Origin of the sequence: Pseudomonas sp. zbq_18 (genome assembly GCF_043102245.1) — a bacterium.
Classification (GTDB): Bacteria; Pseudomonadota; Gammaproteobacteria; order Pseudomonadales; family Pseudomonadaceae; genus Aquipseudomonas.
The window spans coordinates 80,769-96,512 of the sequence record NZ_JBICIT010000017.1 but is presented as its reverse complement, the minus strand read 5'-3'; the positions used below and the strand labels follow the sequence as shown (position 1 = coordinate 96,512).

Annotated in this window: 17 protein-coding genes and 1 pseudogene; 6 read left to right on the top strand and 12 right to left on the bottom strand. The window is 62.4% G+C overall.

Going from position 1 to position 15,744, the window contains the following annotated elements:
• Positions 1–21: 21 nt before the first annotated feature.
• From ACF8C6_RS13915 to ACF8C6_RS13885, 7 genes are all read right to left on the bottom strand, one after another.
• Positions 22–1,353: a DUF58 domain-containing protein gene (locus ACF8C6_RS13915; protein ID WP_392499835.1), complete on the bottom strand. Its 1,332-nt coding sequence runs from the start codon at positions 1,351–1,353 to the stop codon at positions 22–24.
• Positions 1,354–1,363: 10 nt separating this feature from the next.
• Positions 1,364–2,407: an AAA family ATPase gene (locus tag ACF8C6_RS13910; protein WP_392499834.1), complete on the bottom strand. Its 1,044-nt coding sequence runs from the start codon at positions 2,405–2,407 to the stop codon at positions 1,364–1,366.
• Entirely contained in the window at positions 2,404–3,630 is a 1,227-nt protein-coding gene (locus ACF8C6_RS13905; protein ID WP_392499833.1) for a DUF4350 domain-containing protein, read from the bottom strand. The genes ACF8C6_RS13910 and ACF8C6_RS13905 overlap by 4 nt, the downstream gene beginning before the upstream one ends.
• Entirely contained in the window at positions 3,627–5,216 is a 1,590-nt protein-coding gene (locus tag ACF8C6_RS13900; RefSeq protein WP_392499832.1) for a DUF4129 domain-containing protein, read from the bottom strand. The genes ACF8C6_RS13905 and ACF8C6_RS13900 overlap by 4 nt, the downstream gene beginning before the upstream one ends.
• Positions 5,203–6,183: a stage II sporulation protein M gene (locus tag ACF8C6_RS13895; protein ID WP_392499831.1), complete on the bottom strand. Its 981-nt coding sequence runs from the start codon at positions 6,181–6,183 to the stop codon at positions 5,203–5,205. The genes ACF8C6_RS13900 and ACF8C6_RS13895 overlap by 14 nt, the downstream gene beginning before the upstream one ends.
• Positions 6,180–6,893 (bottom strand): RDD family protein, encoded by a 714-nt coding sequence (locus ACF8C6_RS13890; RefSeq protein WP_392499830.1) that lies wholly within the window; start codon positions 6,891–6,893, stop codon positions 6,180–6,182. Before ACF8C6_RS13890 ends, ACF8C6_RS13895 begins: the two co-directional genes overlap by 4 nt.
• An 87-nt stretch (positions 6,894–6,980) precedes the next feature.
• Positions 6,981–7,787 carry a hypothetical protein gene (locus tag ACF8C6_RS13885; protein WP_392499829.1) on the bottom strand — a complete coding sequence of 269 codons (807 nt, stop codon included), beginning with the start codon at positions 7,785–7,787 and terminating at the stop codon, positions 6,981–6,983.
• 141 nt (positions 7,788–7,928) lie between these two features.
• On the opposite strand from ACF8C6_RS13885, the gene sbcB reads away from it, so the two are divergent.
• Entirely contained in the window at positions 7,929–9,362 is a 1,434-nt protein-coding gene (sbcB, locus tag ACF8C6_RS13880) for an exodeoxyribonuclease I (protein WP_392499828.1), read from the top strand.
• Between the two features lie 49 nt (positions 9,363–9,411).
• On the opposite strand, the gene mvaT is transcribed toward sbcB, so the two are convergent.
• Both mvaT and ACF8C6_RS13870 read right to left on the bottom strand, forming a co-directional pair.
• Entirely contained in the window at positions 9,412–9,789 is a 378-nt protein-coding gene (mvaT, locus tag ACF8C6_RS13875; RefSeq protein WP_277691856.1) for a histone-like nucleoid-structuring protein MvaT, read from the bottom strand.
• 6 nt (positions 9,790–9,795) lie between these two features.
• Positions 9,796–10,011: a hypothetical protein gene (locus ACF8C6_RS13870; protein WP_392499827.1), complete on the bottom strand. Its 216-nt coding sequence runs from the start codon at positions 10,009–10,011 to the stop codon at positions 9,796–9,798.
• Between the two features lie 119 nt (positions 10,012–10,130).
• On the opposite strand from ACF8C6_RS13870, the gene purU reads away from it, so the two are divergent.
• Genes purU through ACF8C6_RS13855 form a run of 3 tightly spaced genes read left to right on the top strand, consistent with a single transcriptional unit; the run spans position 10,131 to position 11,616 of the window.
• Positions 10,131–10,982 carry a formyltetrahydrofolate deformylase gene (gene purU, locus ACF8C6_RS13865; protein WP_277691857.1) on the top strand — a complete coding sequence of 284 codons (852 nt, stop codon included), beginning with the start codon at positions 10,131–10,133 and terminating at the stop codon, positions 10,980–10,982.
• 26 nt (positions 10,983–11,008) lie between these two features.
• Entirely contained in the window at positions 11,009–11,440 is a 432-nt protein-coding gene (locus ACF8C6_RS13860) for a CBS domain-containing protein (RefSeq protein WP_392499826.1), read from the top strand.
• The gene (locus ACF8C6_RS13855; RefSeq protein ID WP_392499825.1) at positions 11,437–11,616 is read left to right on the top strand and encodes a hypothetical protein; all 180 of its coding nucleotides are present in this window, start codon (positions 11,437–11,439) and stop codon (positions 11,614–11,616) included. The genes ACF8C6_RS13860 and ACF8C6_RS13855 overlap by 4 nt, the downstream gene beginning before the upstream one ends.
• Positions 11,617–11,621: 5 nt before the next feature.
• On the opposite strand, the gene ACF8C6_RS13850 is transcribed toward ACF8C6_RS13855, so the two are convergent.
• Entirely contained in the window at positions 11,622–12,386 is a 765-nt protein-coding gene (locus ACF8C6_RS13850) for a methyl-accepting chemotaxis protein (protein ID WP_392499950.1), read from the bottom strand.
• A gap of 93 nt (positions 12,387–12,479) precedes the next feature.
• A pseudogene (locus ACF8C6_RS13845) lies at positions 12,480–13,499 on the bottom strand (cache domain-containing protein); the annotation flags it as partial.
• A gap of 134 nt (positions 13,500–13,633) precedes the next feature.
• Here ACF8C6_RS13845 and ACF8C6_RS13840 point away from each other — a divergent pair.
• Positions 13,634–15,118, top strand: coding sequence for a helicase HerA-like domain-containing protein (locus tag ACF8C6_RS13840; protein WP_392499824.1), 1,485 nt, complete (start codon positions 13,634–13,636; stop codon positions 15,116–15,118).
• 9 nt (positions 15,119–15,127) lie between these two features.
• Here ACF8C6_RS13840 and ACF8C6_RS13835 read toward each other — a convergent pair whose 3' ends face one another.
• Complete coding sequence (locus ACF8C6_RS13835; RefSeq protein WP_277691863.1) at positions 15,128–15,322, bottom strand: hypothetical protein; 195 nt, start codon at positions 15,320–15,322, stop codon at positions 15,128–15,130.
• Positions 15,323–15,553: 231 nt separating this feature from the next.
• Here ACF8C6_RS13835 and ACF8C6_RS13830 point away from each other — a divergent pair, with 231 nt between their 5' ends.
• Positions 15,554–15,718, top strand: coding sequence for a rubredoxin (locus ACF8C6_RS13830; RefSeq protein ID WP_277691865.1), 165 nt, complete (start codon positions 15,554–15,556; stop codon positions 15,716–15,718).
• The last annotated feature ends 26 nt before the right edge of the window (positions 15,719–15,744 follow it).

Here is a 15,744-nt window from a genome sequence, read left to right as displayed (position 1 = left end):
GCCTACCCGGCGATTTTTTGTTTACAGCACGCCGGCCTTTTTCCAGGCCAGGTAGCGGCTGACCAGCTCGGGGCCGAGTTCTGCCGGGCGGGCGTCCAGTACGGGGACTCCATGGGCCTGTAAGCGCTCGTGCAGGCCGGCGCGATCATTCAGGTAATCCACGGTGCCGCAGTAGGCCAGAGCCTGCTCATAGTCCTGTACCGGGGTGTGGCGCAGACGATCCAGCACTTCTTCGTGCAGACTGGCGATCAACACGCGGTGCTGGCGCCCCAGGCGCTTGATCGCACCCAGCAACTCTTCATCGTCTTCGTCGCGCAGGTTGGTGACCAGTACCACCAGGGCGCGGCGACGCTGTCGGGCAAGCAACTGGTTGATGGCGGCGGCGTAGTCGGCCGGGCGACGGGTGCTGTCCAGCGCGTACACGGCGTTGAGCAGGCTGTTGATATGGGCAGGGCCCTTGAGCGGTGCCAGGTACTGGTCCTGATCGCTGGCGAAGGTCGCCAGACCCACTGCGTCGCCCTGGCGCAGAGCCACGTAACTGAGCAGCAGGCAGGCGTTGAGGGCGTGGTCGAAGTGGCTGAGGTCATCGTCCTGGCTGCGCATGCGCCGGCCGCAGTCGACCAGGAAAACGATCTGCTGGTCGCGCTCGTCCTGGTACTCGCGGGCGATCGGCGTGCGCTTGCGTGCGGTAGCCTTCCAGTCGATCTGACGCAGGGTGTCGCCATCGCGGAATTCGCGCAGCTGGTGGAACTCCAGGCCCAGGCCGCGGCGCGGGCGCTGGCGTACGCCGAGCTGGCTGAGCCAGTCATCCACGGCCATCAGCTGGGCACCGTAGAGGCGGGCGAAGTCGGGGTAGACGCGGGTCTCGCTGGCCTGATCAATGAAGCGTCGGGCCTGCCACAGGCGCAGCGGGCTGGGCAGTAGCAGTTCGCAGCGGGGGAAGCGGAAGTGCCCGCGCTTGAGCGGGCGCACGCGGTAGCCGAACTCCGTCTGTTCGCCTGGACGCAGCGCCACGGCTTGCGGCAGGAACTCGAAATCCATCTGTGCAGGCAGATGGTCAAATACTTGCACATTCAATGGCTGGCGAAATTCATGGTGCAGGCTCAGGCGCACCTCGCTCCAGCGGCCGAGCGGCAGGTTGCCGGGCAGCTGGCGCTGTACCCGAGGCGTCGGCAGGCGGCGCAGCCACAGCGCGTCGACGCCGGCGATCACAAGCAGGGCCAGCAGCAGTCCCCACCACAGTGGCTGCAGCGTCGCCGCCTGCTTGATGCCGAGCAGGGGCAGGCTGCCGAGGACGATGGCCACGACCAGCAGGCCGCCGAGCAGGCCGAGGAGCAGTCTGGAAGGCTTCATGCGTGGGCTATCACAGGCGCGGTGCCGGAACCTGGTCGAGCAGCTGCTGCAGCACCTGGTCTACGGACAGTCCTTCGATATCCAGCTCTGGCGCCAGGCGTACGCGGTGACGCAGCACGGCCAGGGCGCAGGCCTTGATGTCGTCCGGCAACACGAAATCACCGCCACGCAGCAGGGCACGAGCACGACCGCCGCGTACCAGGGCGATCGAGGCGCGCGGCCCGGCACCGATGGCCAGGCCTGGCCAGCTGCGGGTCGCGCGCGCCAGGCGTACGGCATAGTCGAGTACCTGCTCATCGATGACCAGTTCGCTGGCGATCTTCTGCAGGGCCAGTACGTCCTTGGCCTGCAGCAGGGTGCGCAGCGGCGCCACTTCCAGCATGTCGGCCTTGGCCGAGCGAGTCACCTGGCGCACCAGGCTCAGTTCCTCGTCGGCCTGCGGGTAGTCCATGCGCAGCTTGAGCATGAAACGGTCCAGCTCGGCCTCTGGCAGCGGATAGGTGCCTTCCTGCTCGATGGGGTTTTGCGTGGCCAGCACCAGGAATGGCTGAGGCACCGGCAGGGCGCGCCCTTCCAGGGTGATCTGGCGTTCCTGCATGACTTCCAGCAGCGCTGCCTGGGTCTTGGCCGGGGCGCGGTTGATCTCGTCGGCCAGTAGCAGATTGGTGAAGGCCGGGCCCTTGCGCAGCTTGAACTGCTCGCTGGCCAGGTCATACACGGCGTGGCCGGTGACATCGCTGGGCATCAGGTCCGGGGTGAACTGGATACGCGCGAACTCGCCGCCGAAGCACTTGGCCAGGGCGCGTACCAGCAGGGTCTTGCCCAGACCCGGCACGCCTTCGACCAGGACGTGGCCGCCGGCAACCAGGGCGGTGAGCACATCGTCGATCACCTCGCGCTGGCCGACCACGGCCTTCTGCAACTCCAGGCGCAGGGCCTGGAGCATCTGGCTGGCGCGTTGGCGCTGCTGAGCTGCCGGGTTGGCGGCCGGTGCCGCAGAGGTAGGGGCGGCTGGGCTGGTGCCGGGCTGTTCCGGGGTGTGTTCGCTCGTCATAGGGCATTCCTGAGGGTTTGCAGGTTGGCGACCTGGCGGGTGAAGTCGGCGGCTGACAGTTTCTGTGCCGGTGTCGGGCGCATGGCCTGACTGATGGCGCTGCTCGGTAGGCGGGTGAGGCGGCCCAATACCTGCCACTGCTCGGCCACCGACAGGCGCTCGAAACCGGGGTGGCGGTGACGGGCGCGGCGCTGGATATCGCGTTGCAGGTTGACCAGCAGGTGTTGCTGGCCTGAGCGGCGCAGCAAAAAGTCGGCGCCGGCGCGCAAATGTTCCTCCAATTGCCGTCGAGCGGCAGTGGGCGGCTCCTGCAGCGGACCGTGGCGCATACCTACGTGCCATAACAGCAACGCGATGAGCAGGGCCAGTGCCGCCAGGGCTGCCGGATAGTGTTTGAACAGTTGGCTGAACAGATCGTCGCGCTGGGAGTCGTAGATCAGCGTGACGGCGCTGTCCTGCACCAGGTACCAGAGCAGCCAGGCATTGTCGTAGTCAGCGATGCTTTGGTTCTGCCACAGCCAGGCATCGGTCAGCACGGTAATCAACCCGTCACCATGCTCCAGTTGCAGCATGTGGGTCGACTCGCCGCTGTTGGCCCAGGCATAGGCGCGGTCCTTGGCGTCGAACAGGTGGTAGCTGGTATCGAAGTCGGCGTAGGCCGGAGCCTCTTCGTTTTCCAGGTAGATCTTGGTCAGTTCGGGGTAGTGATCGTCTTCCTCGTCGGCGGCCTGATCGCTTGGCGCAGCTTCGCTGTCGGATTCGCTCTGCGCCTCGGCAGGTTCGACAGCGTCCGCCTCTTCGTCCTCGTCGGTGGTGTACTGCTGGATGCCCAGGCTGTCGAGCAACAGATCGCCACTGCGGCCTTCCTCTTCGTCCCAGACTTCTTCGGCGACGAATATCAGATGTCCGCCCTTGGCTGCCCAGTCCAGTACCTGTTGGCTTTGCCGTGGCGTCATGTTGTGCCGAGGGGCGAGCAGCAGCAAGGTCTGCCCAGCAGTAGGCAGGGTCTGTAGCGCTTCCAGGCCGCTGGCGCGGGTAACCTGCAGCTTCTGCTGGCGCAGGAACAGCTCGGCAGCCAGGTAGTCGTTGCTGCGGGCCTCGGGGGAGGGGCCGTGGTTGACCTCTTCCTCGTAAGGCTGCAGATGCTGCAGCACGTACAGACCAACCCCCACCAGCAGGATCAGCAACAGGCCGAACAGGGCGATCTTCAACGGCCGGGTCATGCAGTTGCCCTCTGGGCGAACAGCTGGCGCCAGGCATCGCAGAGGCCGCGCTTGAGGCGTTCCGGCGGCAGACGGTGGCCATAGGCGAGGTTCTGCCAATGCAAGGTCAGGGCGCGGCTGAAGCGGCTCAGCTCATCACGCTGCAGCTGTTCCACCAGGCGCAGGACCTCGCCTTCAGTGTGCGAGCTTTTCAGCGGCAGGCGGCAGTCGTGCAGCAGGTTGCTTAAGAGGCCACGGTAGAGCAGGCCGAGGGCCTCGCGCGGGCTGCTGTCCCACAGGCGCTCGGCCTCGCCGGCGATATCGTCGGGCAGGCTCTCCGGGGCGATTTCCAGGCCGAACAGTTGGTTCGGCATCTCGCGTACCTTGCGTTGCGGTAGGCCGAGGCGGCCGGCGAAGGTGCTCAACCAGTCGCGGTAGCGCCAGATCAGCAGAGCTATCAGCAAGGCCACAGCGGCCCACAGCAGCACCTCCAGGATTACGGCGAGGATGTCCAGCTTGCTCCACAGGCCGAACAGTTTGGCGACGCTCTCCAGTATGTCGAAGAAGCCCTTGATCTCTTCCTCGCTGGGCTCTTCCGCTTTCTTATCTTCACCGAAGCGCCAGCTTGTAACGGTCTCGCGGTTGGCGAAAGGCGGGGCATCCAGCAACTGGCCGATTGCGTCCTGGGCCTGCTGGCTGGTCAGGGGCTGGTTGAGCAGGCGAGCCGACTCCGGACCCATGGGGTCATCGAAGGGCAGTGGGCAGCTGCTGCTGGGCAGCTCGTCGGCCATGGCGTCCTGGCCTGGCAGCAGCAGGGTCAGGCTGGCGATGGCCAGGAACAGCGCATAGGCGCTGCCCAGCAGGCGCTGGCGCAGGCGGCGGAAGGTCAGCTCGACATCCCAGGCCTCGAGTTCGGTGCGCCGGTTGAGGTAGAGGGTAAAACCGCAGGCGACGTAGATAGGCTCCCAGAACACCAGGATCAGGGCGTAGACCAGGTTGGACAGGTGTTCCAGCCACAGTTGTTGGCCGCTTTCTGCGTCGATCAGGGCCTGCCAGCTCCATTCGACTTGTAGCTGTTGCGGTACCAGCAGGTAGCCGAGGGCAATCAGGCCCGCCCAGAGCAGCATTTCCAGATGGACGCCAAACACGGTGAGCCAGGCCGAAGCGCCGGCATGTCGCTGGCCCAGTACCACCAGGCGCTTGCTGCGTGTCTGGCCGCTCAGGCCTTCGAGTTGCAGAACCGGCAGATCGAAGCTGCGGGTGGGGCTGAGGCGCCGCCAGGTGAGGCTGGCAAACAGCTGGGGCTTGAGCAGGCGCGGCAGGGCTTTGAGTGACTCCCTGAGCGTCGGCGCATCACCGAACAGGGCCTGGGACAGGATATGCAGTGGCAGTCTTTCCCAGGCCGGTTTGAGCCACCAGAACAGCAGCACGGCGATGCTCGGATATTGCCAGAGCAGGGCGCTGAGCAGGGCGAAGATCGGTAGGGTCAGCAACGCCCAGCTGGCCATCAGCAGACCGAGGTGACGGCGCGCCAACAGCACGCCAAGGTCGATGGCTTCCCAGGCCGTACGTGGGCGAATGGCGACGCTGGCGTCAGTCAGGCGCATGACGATTTCGTCCGGCGAACAGGAAATAGGCGAGCACCAGCAGCCACAGACCGCCGCCGACCCAGTATTTGATGCTGGCATCGGCGTAGGTCATCGATGACCAGTAAGCCTCGATGAAGGCGGCGATGAGCAGGAACAGGATGACCCCGGCCACCAGCTGAATGCTTTTGCCGGCGGCCTGGCGCAGAGCCTCGCCGCGGCGCAGTCGCCCCGGGGCGAGCAGTGCCCAGCCCAGCTTGAGCCCGGCGGCCCCGGCGAAGGCGATGGCGGTGAGTTCGAAGGCGCCGTGGCCGATGACGAAGGACCAGAAGGTTTCACTGTAGCCGATACGGGTCAGATGGCCGGCGACTGCGCCGATCACCAGCCCGTTGTAGAGCAGGAAGAACAGGCTGCCGAGGCCGAACAGCAGGCCGCTGGCGAAGGTCTGGAAGGCGATGCCGATGTTGTTCATCACATAGAAGCCGAACATCATCCAGTCATCGCCTGAATCGCGCTCGGCGAAGCGGCCAATCCGCCGCGCGGCCGGGTCGTACATTTCTTCCATGTCGCGCACCTGATCCGGTGCCATCAGCGAGTAAATCAGCTCGGGAAACTGCCAGGTAAGCAGCCCCATCAGCAGCAGGCTGCCGAAGAACAGCAGGGCGCCGGCCAGTACTGCTCGCCATTCCTGGCGTACCAGTTGGGGAAAACCGGCAATCACGAAACGGATGATCTGTGCACCCAGGTGGCTGCGGTGACGATAGAACTGCTGGTGACCGCGCATGGCCAAGAGTTGCAGTTGGTCGATCAGGTGGCTGCTGTAACCGCGCTCGCCGGCCAGCGCCAGATGCTGGCAGATACGCCGGTAATCGCTGGCGAAGCGCTCGCTGTCGGCGCGCTCGACCTTGCGTTGTTCCAGCTGATCCAGACGCTTAGCGAAATCTTGCCAGTCGGCGGCGTGGCGCTGTTCGAACAGGTGTTGTTTCATGCCGACCCCAATAGCCCGCGAGCGATGCCGTGCAGGCGCGCCTCGGCGTGTTCCGGCAGGCTTTGCAGGGGCTCGGCGAGGATGCCGGCCAGTTCGGCACGACGTGCGCCAGAGAGGTTTTCACCGCGCTCGGCGAAGTCGAGTACGGCGCGTTGCTCGGCCAGGCTGAGCGGGAAGGGCGCGCGTTCGGCGTCGGCTTCCGGCAGTTGCGGACGTTTGGTGGGTTCATCGCGATACACCACCAGGGTGCCGGCAGCCAGATCACCGAGGCGCTTGAAGGTCGGATGGCTCAGGCAGCTGATGGCACCCAGGCAGTAGGCGAACGGCAGCATGTCGACGAAGCGCAGCAGGTTGCGGGTCAGCGAGGATGCCCATCCCACCGGCGTACCGTCGTCGTGCACCACGCGCAGCCCCATGACCTTTTTGCCAGGCGTACGGCCCTGGTAGAGCACCTCGAACAGCACCGGGTACCACCAGTTGACCAGAAAATAGATAAGGGTACCGAGGCCAGCGCCAAATTGGCCGAGCAAGGCCAGCAGGACGAAGGTGAGTAGCAGAATGGCGCCGCGGATCAGCAGGTCGATGGCGAAGGCCAGACTGCGCGGCAGCAGGCCTGCCGGGCGCAGAATCAGGTCGATACCTTCCGGCGTTTCCACCTGGTGGCGTGTATCCAGCAAGGTTGCTGTGACGGGTGGCAGGGTGGCGGACATCGGTCTACTGCATCGAAGAAAGCCTGATGCTAGCCAGCAGCAGGGGGCAAAGCAAACGGGCCGACCAATACGGCCCGAATAATGGCGTCAGTTGGCGGGTGGCGGCAGTACGCCGAAGATGCGGTTGTACAGCACACCGATCATCACGATCACCATCGGCAGGGTCCAGATCAGGCCGAGACCCAGTGGCAGCATGCTGAGCCACAGGATGATGTTCATCACCACGAACAGGAAGAACACCTTGAACCAGTGCTGGCTGATGGCTTTGCAGGACACCAGCATGGCCTGCCAGGGTGACAGTTTGCGCTCGACCACCAGCGGGATGGTCAGCAATGTGGCGATCGACAGGTAGATGCCGGGCAGCACGAACAGCATGAAGCCGATGACGATGGCGAGGGTGGTCAGCAGGCCTGCGCCGAGCAGCGGCAGCGTGCGGTTGAAGTGGCTGAAAATTTCGGCGAAGCGCAGCGGCTGGCCGGCGGCCTGGCGAATGCCGATCATGTTGAAACCGGCCATGAAGGGGTAGGTGAGCGCCAGCATGACCAGCGAACTGATGATGGTGATAAGCAGCAGTCCGGCGACGCCAGCTACCGCCGCGCTCTCACCGCCACCGAGGGCGGCCAGGCCAAAGGCGCCGACGCCTAATATCAGGGTGACCAGGTAGAGCGCCATCTGCGCGCCAATCATGACGCCGAGATAGGCGAAGAAGCCGCCCCAGATAAGGCCCTTGGTGCCCTTGGTTTTGCGCCAGGCTTCACCTAGCAAATCGAAGATGGCGAAGTTGTAGCCGCGGGTCAGGGCTTCTTCGATGGACAGTGCCTGGCCGGGGGCGGCCTTTTCCATCAGTTCGCTGCCGGGTACGGAATAGGGGTTTTGAATTGCTACTTCAGTCATGAGCGACATTCCCTGGTCGTGGAGTGGTTCCGAGGCGGCATCCTAGCGACAGTGGCCACGCGCCAGCAAGTGCGGTCAGCAGGGCGCGTGAGCCATATCATGCTTTGTTAGACTGCCGACCCGACTGTTCGAGGATTGCCCATGAGCTCCAGCATCTTCTGGTACGACTACGAAACCACCGGCATCAACCCGCGCTGTGATCGCCCGCTGCAGGTGGCCGGCATTCGTACCGATGAGCAGCTCAACGAGATCGGCGAGCCGATCAATCTCTACTGCCGTCCTGGCGACGATATCCTGCCCCATCCGGCAGCTTGCCGAATTACCGGCATCACCCCGCAGGTGCTGGAGGAAAAAGGGCTGGCTGAAGCCGAGTTCATGGCCAGGGTGCATGCCGAGCTGGCCATGCCAGGCACTTGCACGGCCGGTTACAACACCCTGCGTTTCGACGACGAGGTGACGCGTTACAGCCTCTACCGCAACTTCTACGATCCCTATGCCCGCGAATGGCAGGGTGGCAATAGCCGCTGGGATCTGATCGACCTGGTGCGGGCCGCCTATGCCCTGCGTCCCGAAGGTATTGAATGGCCGCAGGACGAGGAGGGGCGGGTTTCGCTCAAGCTCGAACGGCTTACGGTGGCCAATGGCATCGATCATGGTCAGGCGCACGATGCGCTGTCGGATGTGCGGGCGACCATTGGCTTGGCTCGTTTGCTCAAGCACCGCCAGCCCCGTCTCTATGACTACCTGTACCAATTGCGCAGTAAAGCCAGGGTGGCCGAACAGGTTCGCTTGCTGCAGCCACTGGTGCATGTGTCCGGGCGTTTCGCCGGCAGTCGTCACTATTTGGCCGTGGTCCTGCCGCTGGCCTGGCATCCACGCAATCGCAATGCATTGATCGTGTGTGACCTGCAGAGTGACCTGCAACCACTGCTGGAGCTGGATGCTGAGACGCTACGCAAGCGCCTCTACACGCGGCGCGATGAGTTGGCCGAGGGTGAGTTGCCGGTGCCGCTCAAGCTCCTACATATCAACCGTTGCCCGGTAATTGCCCCGCTCAAGGTATTGCGCGCGGAAGATGTGGGACGCCTGCAGTTGGATATGGGCGAGTATGAGCGGCGCGCCGAGTTGCTCCGTGGGCAGCTGCCGTTGTGGCAGGAAAAACTGATGGATATATATGGCAGTGAAGATTTCGAACCGCTGACTGATCCCGAACAGCAACTGTATTCGGGCTTTATTGGCGATCGTGATCGCAGGTTGTGTGAGCAGGTACGCCAGGCTTCGCCGCAGGAGTTGGCCTCCCAGCAGTGGATGTTCGCTGATGAGCGTTTGCCGGAACTGTTATTCCGCTATCGGGCGCGTAACTTTCCGCACTCTCTGAGTGCAGAGGAAAAGCAGGCATGGAAGTCTTTTTGCTGGGCGCGCCTGAATGATGTCGCTCTAGGGGCGCCGAATACCCTGGATAACTTTGCCGCTGCATTTGCCGAGCAGTGGCCGCAGGCTTCGCTGGAGCAACAGGCTGTATTGTTGGCGTGGCAGGCTCACCTGGGGTCTGTTAAGCAGCGTTATGGCGGTTGATGGAAAACAAAAAAGCCGGCGTCTGCCGGCTTTTTTCTAGGTATGACGCTTAGCCCAGCAGTGTGACCCAGCTTTCCACGGTGTCGGCACCCCACTTGGCTTTCCACTCTTTCAGCGTTTTGTGGTTGCCGCCTTTGGTTTCGATCACTTCGCCAGTGTTCGGGTTTTTGTATTGCTTGACCTTGCGCGCACGCTTGCCGCTGGCAGGCTTGGCTGCGCGGGTTGCTTTACCGGACTTGGCCGCTTCGGGGTCGAGCAGGGCGATGATGTCGCGCAGGGATTTCTGGTATTCGCCCATCAGGGTGCGCAGTTTGCCTTCGAACTCCAGCTCTTTCTTCAGTTTGTCATCTTGAGAAAGGTTCTTCAGGCGCTCCTGAAGTTCCTTGATGGCTTCTTCGGTGGCGCGATATTCATTGATCAGAGACATGTTGTTCTACCTTGAGTGGTCAGCTGCAGATGTAAAGTGTTCTGATAATAGACAGGCGTATTGATCAAGTAAATAACGCAGATAATTTTTGTCGGGATTATTATCGGCCGCGACACCTTGAATATAGGGCGCAGGATTTTCCAAATGTTGTGCAGTTGCACGCAGCTTGTCCTGATGGCGAACTCCTTGGCGAAGGCTGAAGTTTCTAGTGGGGGCAGTCATCTTTAAATCGGTGCTTGTCCGGCGCCTGGCCTGATGCTGTATAAGAAGTGTCTTCGCTCGACGCCTCTACCCGTAGAACCTAGAATGGCGCCCCGCGAAGTTTCTGGAGTCTCTTTCTCATGCGCACTTTTCGGCTGGTTATCGCCTGCCCGGACCGCGTTGGCATCGTCGCCAAGGTCAGTAATTTCCTGGCTACCTATAACGGTTGGATTACCGAGGCCAGTCATCATTCCGATACCCAGACTGGTTGGTTTTTCATGCGTCACGAGATTCGGGCGGATTCCCTGCCGTTCGATCTGGAGGGCTTCCGTCAAGCCTTCGGACCTATTGCCCGTGAGTTCTCCATGGAGTGGCGTGTCACCGATTCTTCCCAGCAGAAGCGCGTGGTGCTGATGGCCAGTCGCGAGTCGCATTGCCTGGCGGACCTGCTGCACCGCTGGCACAGCGATGAACTCGACTGCGAAATTCCTTGTGTGATCTCCAATCACAATGACCTGCGCAGCATGGTCGAATGGCATGGCATTCCCTTCCACCATGTGCCGGTCGACCCGCAGGACAAGGCACCGGCTTTCGCCGAAGTGGCTCGTCTAGTGGGCGAGTGCCAGGCCGATGCGGTGGTACTGGCGCGCTACATGCAGATTCTGCCGCCGCAGCTGTGCCAGGAGTTTGCCGGGAGGGTGATCAACATCCATCACAGCTTCCTGCCGTCCTTCGTGGGGGCCAAGCCTTACCACCAGGCCTCCATGCGGGGCGTCAAGCTGATTGGCGCCACCTGCCATTACGTGACCGAAGAGCTGGATGCCGGCCCCATCATCGAGCAGGACGTGGTGCGGGTCACCCATCGTGACAGCATTGAAGACATGGTGCGCTTGGGGCGTGATGTCGAAAAAATGGCCCTGGCCCGTGGGCTACGCTATCACTTGGAAGACCGCGTGCTGGTACACGACAACAAGACGGTAGTGTTCGACTGACCGTCGCCACGCGGCAGGAGGACGATATGCTCAAATCGATCAAGGTGCGTGACTACATGACCACGCACCTGGTGACCTTCAAAGCCGATACCGACCTTTACAGTGCTATCAATCTGCTGCTTGAGCACCGTATTTCCGGCGCGCCTGTGGTGGACGAGCAAGGCAGTCTTATTGGTCTGTTGGCTGAAACCGACTGCCTGCGCGGAATCCTCTCCGGTGCCTACTTTGAAGAAACCGGTGGCCTGGTTGGTTCCTGTATGAACACCCGGGTGGAGAGCGTCTCTCCGGAAACCAGCGTGATCGAGGTGGCGGAGCGCCTGTTGCGTGGTGGGCACCGCCGTTTGCCGGTGGTCGAGGAAGGGCGCCTGCTGGGACAGATCAGCTGTCACGACGTGCTGCTGGCGGTCAAGGAGTTTGCCCAGCATGAGCGTCGTCACGCTCAGGGCGAGTCGCCATGAAACAGCCTGGTACCGCCACGCCGCCGCCGACGCTTGGCGAGGGGTGCGTGCGTCGTTACGACCTGGATGCATTGAGCGAGAACGACGGTACTGAGTTCGCCGAGGCGGCCGAGCTGTGGCGTAAATTGCAGGAAGAAGAGCTGAAACGGACGCAGGATCAGCCTGCGTCCGAGTGATGGCGTCAGATACGGAAGCTGTCCACCAGTTGCTTGAGGCGGGTGGCTTGCTGTTCCAGATCGCCGCAGGCGCGTAGGGTGGCCTGCAGGTTTTCTACGCCCTCCTGGTTGAGGGTATTGATCTCGGTAATGTCCATGTTCAGCGAGTCGACCACGGCGGTCTGCTCTTCGGTCGCGGTAGCTACCGACTGGTTCATGCCGTCGATCTCGCCGATGCGCTGGGTCACGCTGCCGAGACGTTCACCCGCCTGGTTGGCGATTTCCACGCTCTGCTGGCTGTAACGCTGGCTCTCGGTCATGGTGCCGACCGATTCACGCGCATCCACCTGCAGCTCTTCGATCATCTTCTGGATTTCCTGGGCCGACTCCTGGGTGCGGTGGGCCAGGTTGCGAACTTCGTCGGCGACCACGGCGAAGCCACGCCCCGCCTCGCCGGCACGGGCCGCTTCAATGGCGGCATTGAGCGCGAGTAGGTTGGTCTGCTCGGAGATGCTCTTGATCACTTCGAGGATCTGGCCGATGTTCACCGTCTTGCTGTTCAAGGCTTCGATATTGGTGCTGGAGGCACTGATCTTCTCGGACAGCTCGTTCATCGCCGCAATGGTCTTCTGCAACACCTGGCTACCTTCTTCGGCCAGATGACGGGCGTCGGAGGCCTGATGCGAGGCATCGGCGGCATTGCGGGCGATTTCCTGGGCGGCTGCGCCCAGTTCGTTGATCGCCGCAGCCACGCTATTGGTGCGGCTGGCCTGTTCGTCGGAATTGGCCATCGAGGAGTTGGAGGCGCTGACCACCAGCTTGGCCACTTCATTGAGTTGCTGGGTGGCTGATGACACCTCGCGGATGGAGCCGTGGATACGCTCGACGAATTGGTTGAAAGATCCGGCCATCTGGCCGAACTCGTCGCGGCTCTGCACGTTCAGTCGCTTGGTCAGGTCACCTTCGCCCTGGGCGATATCGCTCATGGCCTTGCCCATGGCCAGCAGCGGCTGCATCAGCACACGGATCAGCATGCCGAGCAGGAACATGATGATGACCACGGCGATGATGGTGGCGACGATGGCCGACGCGCGGAACTCATGCAGCGTGGCGTAGGCCTTGTCCTTGTCGATGGACAGTCCGATGTACCACTTGACCGAGGGCAATCCCTGAACTGGCGTGAAGGTCAGGATACGAGTCGTGCCATCCAGTTCGGCTTCGGTAAGGCCGCTGGTGACTTGCGGTGTGTTTTCGGGGTAGATCTCTTTGAAGGTTTTCATCACCAGATCCTTGTTCGGGTGAACCAGGATCTTGCCGTCGGCACTGGTCAGGAAGGCATAGCCCATGCCGTCGAAGTCCAGTGAGTTGATGATCTGTACCAGGGTGTCCAGGCTCAGGTCGCCGCCCACTACTCCGGCACTGCCGGCCGGGGTGGCAATGGTGATGATCAGCTTGCTGGTCGCGGCGTCCACATAGGGTTCGGTCAGGGTCGAGCCACCGGCGGTCATGGCGTCCTTGTACCAGGGGCGGGTGCGCGGATCGTAGCCATCCGGCATGTCGCTGTCGGGGCGCATGGTGAAACTGCCGTCGGCCGAGCCCAGGTAGGTGAAGTCGAACGTCGAGGTCAGGACGCGACGCTCCAGGCTTTTCGCCAGGGCATCGGGGGTGGTTTCACTGTCGATCGACTGGGCGATGCCTTCGACCAGCAGAATGCGCCCCGACAACCAGTTCTGGATGTTGCTGGCGGTAACCTGGCCGAGGCTGTCCAGCTCGTTTTCCAGATCGGCGCGAATGGCGTTGCGTTGCAAATAGTCGTTGTACAGGGTGAACAGCGAGAAGGCAGCTATGACAACCAGGGAGGCTGCTAGCAGGATCTTGTGGCTGAACTTCAGATTCTGGGTCATGTGCGCTTGCGTCCGGTAAGTTCTGGCAGCAGTCTTCTTGGCATTCGCCGTTTGATGTTTTAGCGATGGACTGCCTGCTGACAACATCTATAACGACATAACTGCAGTAAAGCTTTAGCCAGAGGGATGGCAAGATGCCGCTAACCAATAGTTTTGTTCTGGGGGCTGACCCGCAAGGGCAGCCTGTTGCCCAGGCGCTGCGCCTGACCAACCGTCATGGACTGGTGGCAGGTGCTACCGGTACGGGCAAGACGGTGACGCTGCAGCGTCTCGCCGAGCTGTTCAGCGATGCTGGTGTGGCGGTGTTTGCCGCCGATATCAAGGGTGACCTCTGCGGGCTGGGTGCCGCCGGCAACCCCCAGGGTAAGGTGGCCGAGCGCATCGCCAGCATGCCCTGGCTACAGCACAGTCCGCAGGCCTATCCGGTGACTTTGTGGGACGTGGCCGGCAAGAGCGGTCACCCCCTGCGCACCACGCTGACCGAGATGGGGCCGTTGCTGCTGAGCAACCTGCTGGAGTTGAGCGATAGCCAGCAGGCTGCGCTCTACGCCGCCTTCCAGGTTGCCGACCGAGAGGGTTTGCTTCTGCTCGATCTGAAGGATCTCAAAGCGCTGCTCAACCATCTCAAGGATCACCCCGAACTGCTCGGCGAGGATCGCGCGCTCTTTGCCGGGGCCTCAGCCCAGGCGCTGTTGCGACGCTTGTCGAGCCTGGAACAGCAGGGCGCCGACGCGCTGTTCGGCGAGCCGGCTTTGCAACTGGAGGACATTCTTCATCCGGATCGTGACGGGCGGGGCCGCATTCATCTGCTCGACGCCAGTCGTCTGGTGCACGAGGCGCCCAAGGTCTACGCCACTTTCCTGCTCTGGCTGTTGGCCGAGCTGTTCGAGCAGCTGCCCGAGCGCGGCGATGCCGAAAAACCGGTGCTGGCGCTGTTCTTCGACGAGGCTCACTTGCTGTTCACCGATACGCCCAAGGCGCTGCAGGAGCGGCTTGAGCAGGTGGTGCGGCTGATCCGCTCCAAGGGCGTCGGCGTGTATTTCGTCACCCAGTCGCCGAGCGACCTGCCGGACGATGTTCTGGCCCAGCTCGGTCTGCGTATCCAGCATGGCCTGCGCGCCTTTACCGCCAAGGAGCAGAAATCGCTGCGCGCCGTGGCCGATGGCTTTCGCCCCAACCCCGAACTCGACACGCTCAGTGTGCTGACCGAGCTGGGCATCGGCGAGGCGCTGGTCGGCACCCTGGAAGAGAAGGGCACGCCGGCCATGGTGCAGCGAGTCGCCATTGCGCCGCCGCAATCGCGAATCGGGCCGCTGAACGAGGCCGAGCGTGCGGCGCTTTTGCGCGGTTCGCCTCAGGCGGGGCGTTACGACAAGGCGGTGGATCGCGAGTCGGCCTACGAGATGCTCATGGCGCGCAAGGCGCAAACACCCGTCGAGGCTCCACCAGAGAAACCGGCCAAGGCCAAGAAGGCTGAAAGCGAGGGACTGGGTGATATGGCCAGCGAGTTGTTCGGCCAGGCTGTAAAAACCGCGGTACGTCAGGCTGCCAACCAGATCGGCCGGCAACTGGTGCGTGGTTTGATGGGCTCGTTGCTGGGCAGTAGCAAGCGCCGCTGACGCGGCGCCTCACTCCGCGTTGCGGGCCTCTTCGATCTTTTTGATTTCCTGCTGGAAGGCCTGATCCTGCACCGTGGGCTTTTTGCGCCAGGGTTTGCGGTCAGGGTCGGGCTGGGCCGCGTAGGTGATGACTTCACCACCATAAACATCCTTGTAACGTTGCGCCTGACGCTCCAGTTCGGCGCGCAGTTCGTCTTTCGTCACATGTTCACCAGAGATGGGTAGAAATATTGAGGTTGGGTATTTGGCTATCAAACTTAGATAGCTAATAACGGGTTTGATTATAGCTATTGGATTTATCATTTCCACCCCGGCGAGCCAGCCACCATGGGCTTTGTGAGAAAGCTGACATGGCTGACAAGTTTATCTATTGCCCTTTATCGCCACGCACTTGCGACAACTTTCTATGCTATGTGCGGGGGCTGGAGAGTGCATATGAAGAAGTGGCAATGCGTGATTTGCGGCTTCATCTACGACGAGGCCCTGGGATGGCCGGATGAAGGTATCGCGCCGGGAACGCGTTGGGAGGATGTGCCGGCGGACTGGTTGTGCCCCGATTGCGGGGCATCCAAGGCCGATTTCGAGATGATCGAGCTGTAACGGGGCGCGGCAGATGCCGGCCCCGT

Coding starts and splice junctions, on each gene's coding strand:
- ACF8C6_RS13915 (WP_392499835.1), bottom strand. CDS start 1,353: ATGAAGCCTTCCAGACTGCTCCTCGGCCTGCTCGGCGGCCTGCTGGTC.
- ACF8C6_RS13910 (WP_392499834.1), bottom strand. CDS start 2,407: ATGACGAGCGAACACACCCCGGAACAGCCCGGCACCAGCCCAGCCGCC.
- ACF8C6_RS13905 (WP_392499833.1), bottom strand. CDS start 3,630: ATGACCCGGCCGTTGAAGATCGCCCTGTTCGGCCTGTTGCTGATCCTG.
- ACF8C6_RS13900 (WP_392499832.1), bottom strand. CDS start 5,216: ATGCGCCTGACTGACGCCAGCGTCGCCATTCGCCCACGTACGGCCTGG.
- ACF8C6_RS13895 (WP_392499831.1), bottom strand. CDS start 6,183: ATGAAACAACACCTGTTCGAACAGCGCCACGCCGCCGACTGGCAAGAT.
- ACF8C6_RS13890 (WP_392499830.1), bottom strand. CDS start 6,893: ATGTCCGCCACCCTGCCACCCGTCACAGCAACCTTGCTGGATACACGC.
- ACF8C6_RS13885 (WP_392499829.1), bottom strand. CDS start 7,787: ATGACTGAAGTAGCAATTCAAAACCCCTATTCCGTACCCGGCAGCGAA.
- sbcB (WP_392499828.1), top strand. CDS start 7,929: ATGAGCTCCAGCATCTTCTGGTACGACTACGAAACCACCGGCATCAAC.
- mvaT (WP_277691856.1), bottom strand. CDS start 9,789: ATGTCTCTGATCAATGAATATCGCGCCACCGAAGAAGCCATCAAGGAA.
- ACF8C6_RS13870 (WP_392499827.1), bottom strand. CDS start 10,011: ATGACTGCCCCCACTAGAAACTTCAGCCTTCGCCAAGGAGTTCGCCAT.
- purU (WP_277691857.1), top strand. CDS start 10,131: ATGCGCACTTTTCGGCTGGTTATCGCCTGCCCGGACCGCGTTGGCATC.
- ACF8C6_RS13860 (WP_392499826.1), top strand. CDS start 11,009: ATGCTCAAATCGATCAAGGTGCGTGACTACATGACCACGCACCTGGTG.
- ACF8C6_RS13855 (WP_392499825.1), top strand. CDS start 11,437: ATGAAACAGCCTGGTACCGCCACGCCGCCGCCGACGCTTGGCGAGGGG.
- ACF8C6_RS13850 (WP_392499950.1), bottom strand. CDS start 12,386: ATGGCCAATTCCGACGAACAGGCCAGCCGCACCAATAGCGTGGCTGCG.
- ACF8C6_RS13840 (WP_392499824.1), top strand. CDS start 13,634: ATGCCGCTAACCAATAGTTTTGTTCTGGGGGCTGACCCGCAAGGGCAG.
- ACF8C6_RS13830 (WP_277691865.1), top strand. CDS start 15,554: ATGAAGAAGTGGCAATGCGTGATTTGCGGCTTCATCTACGACGAGGCC.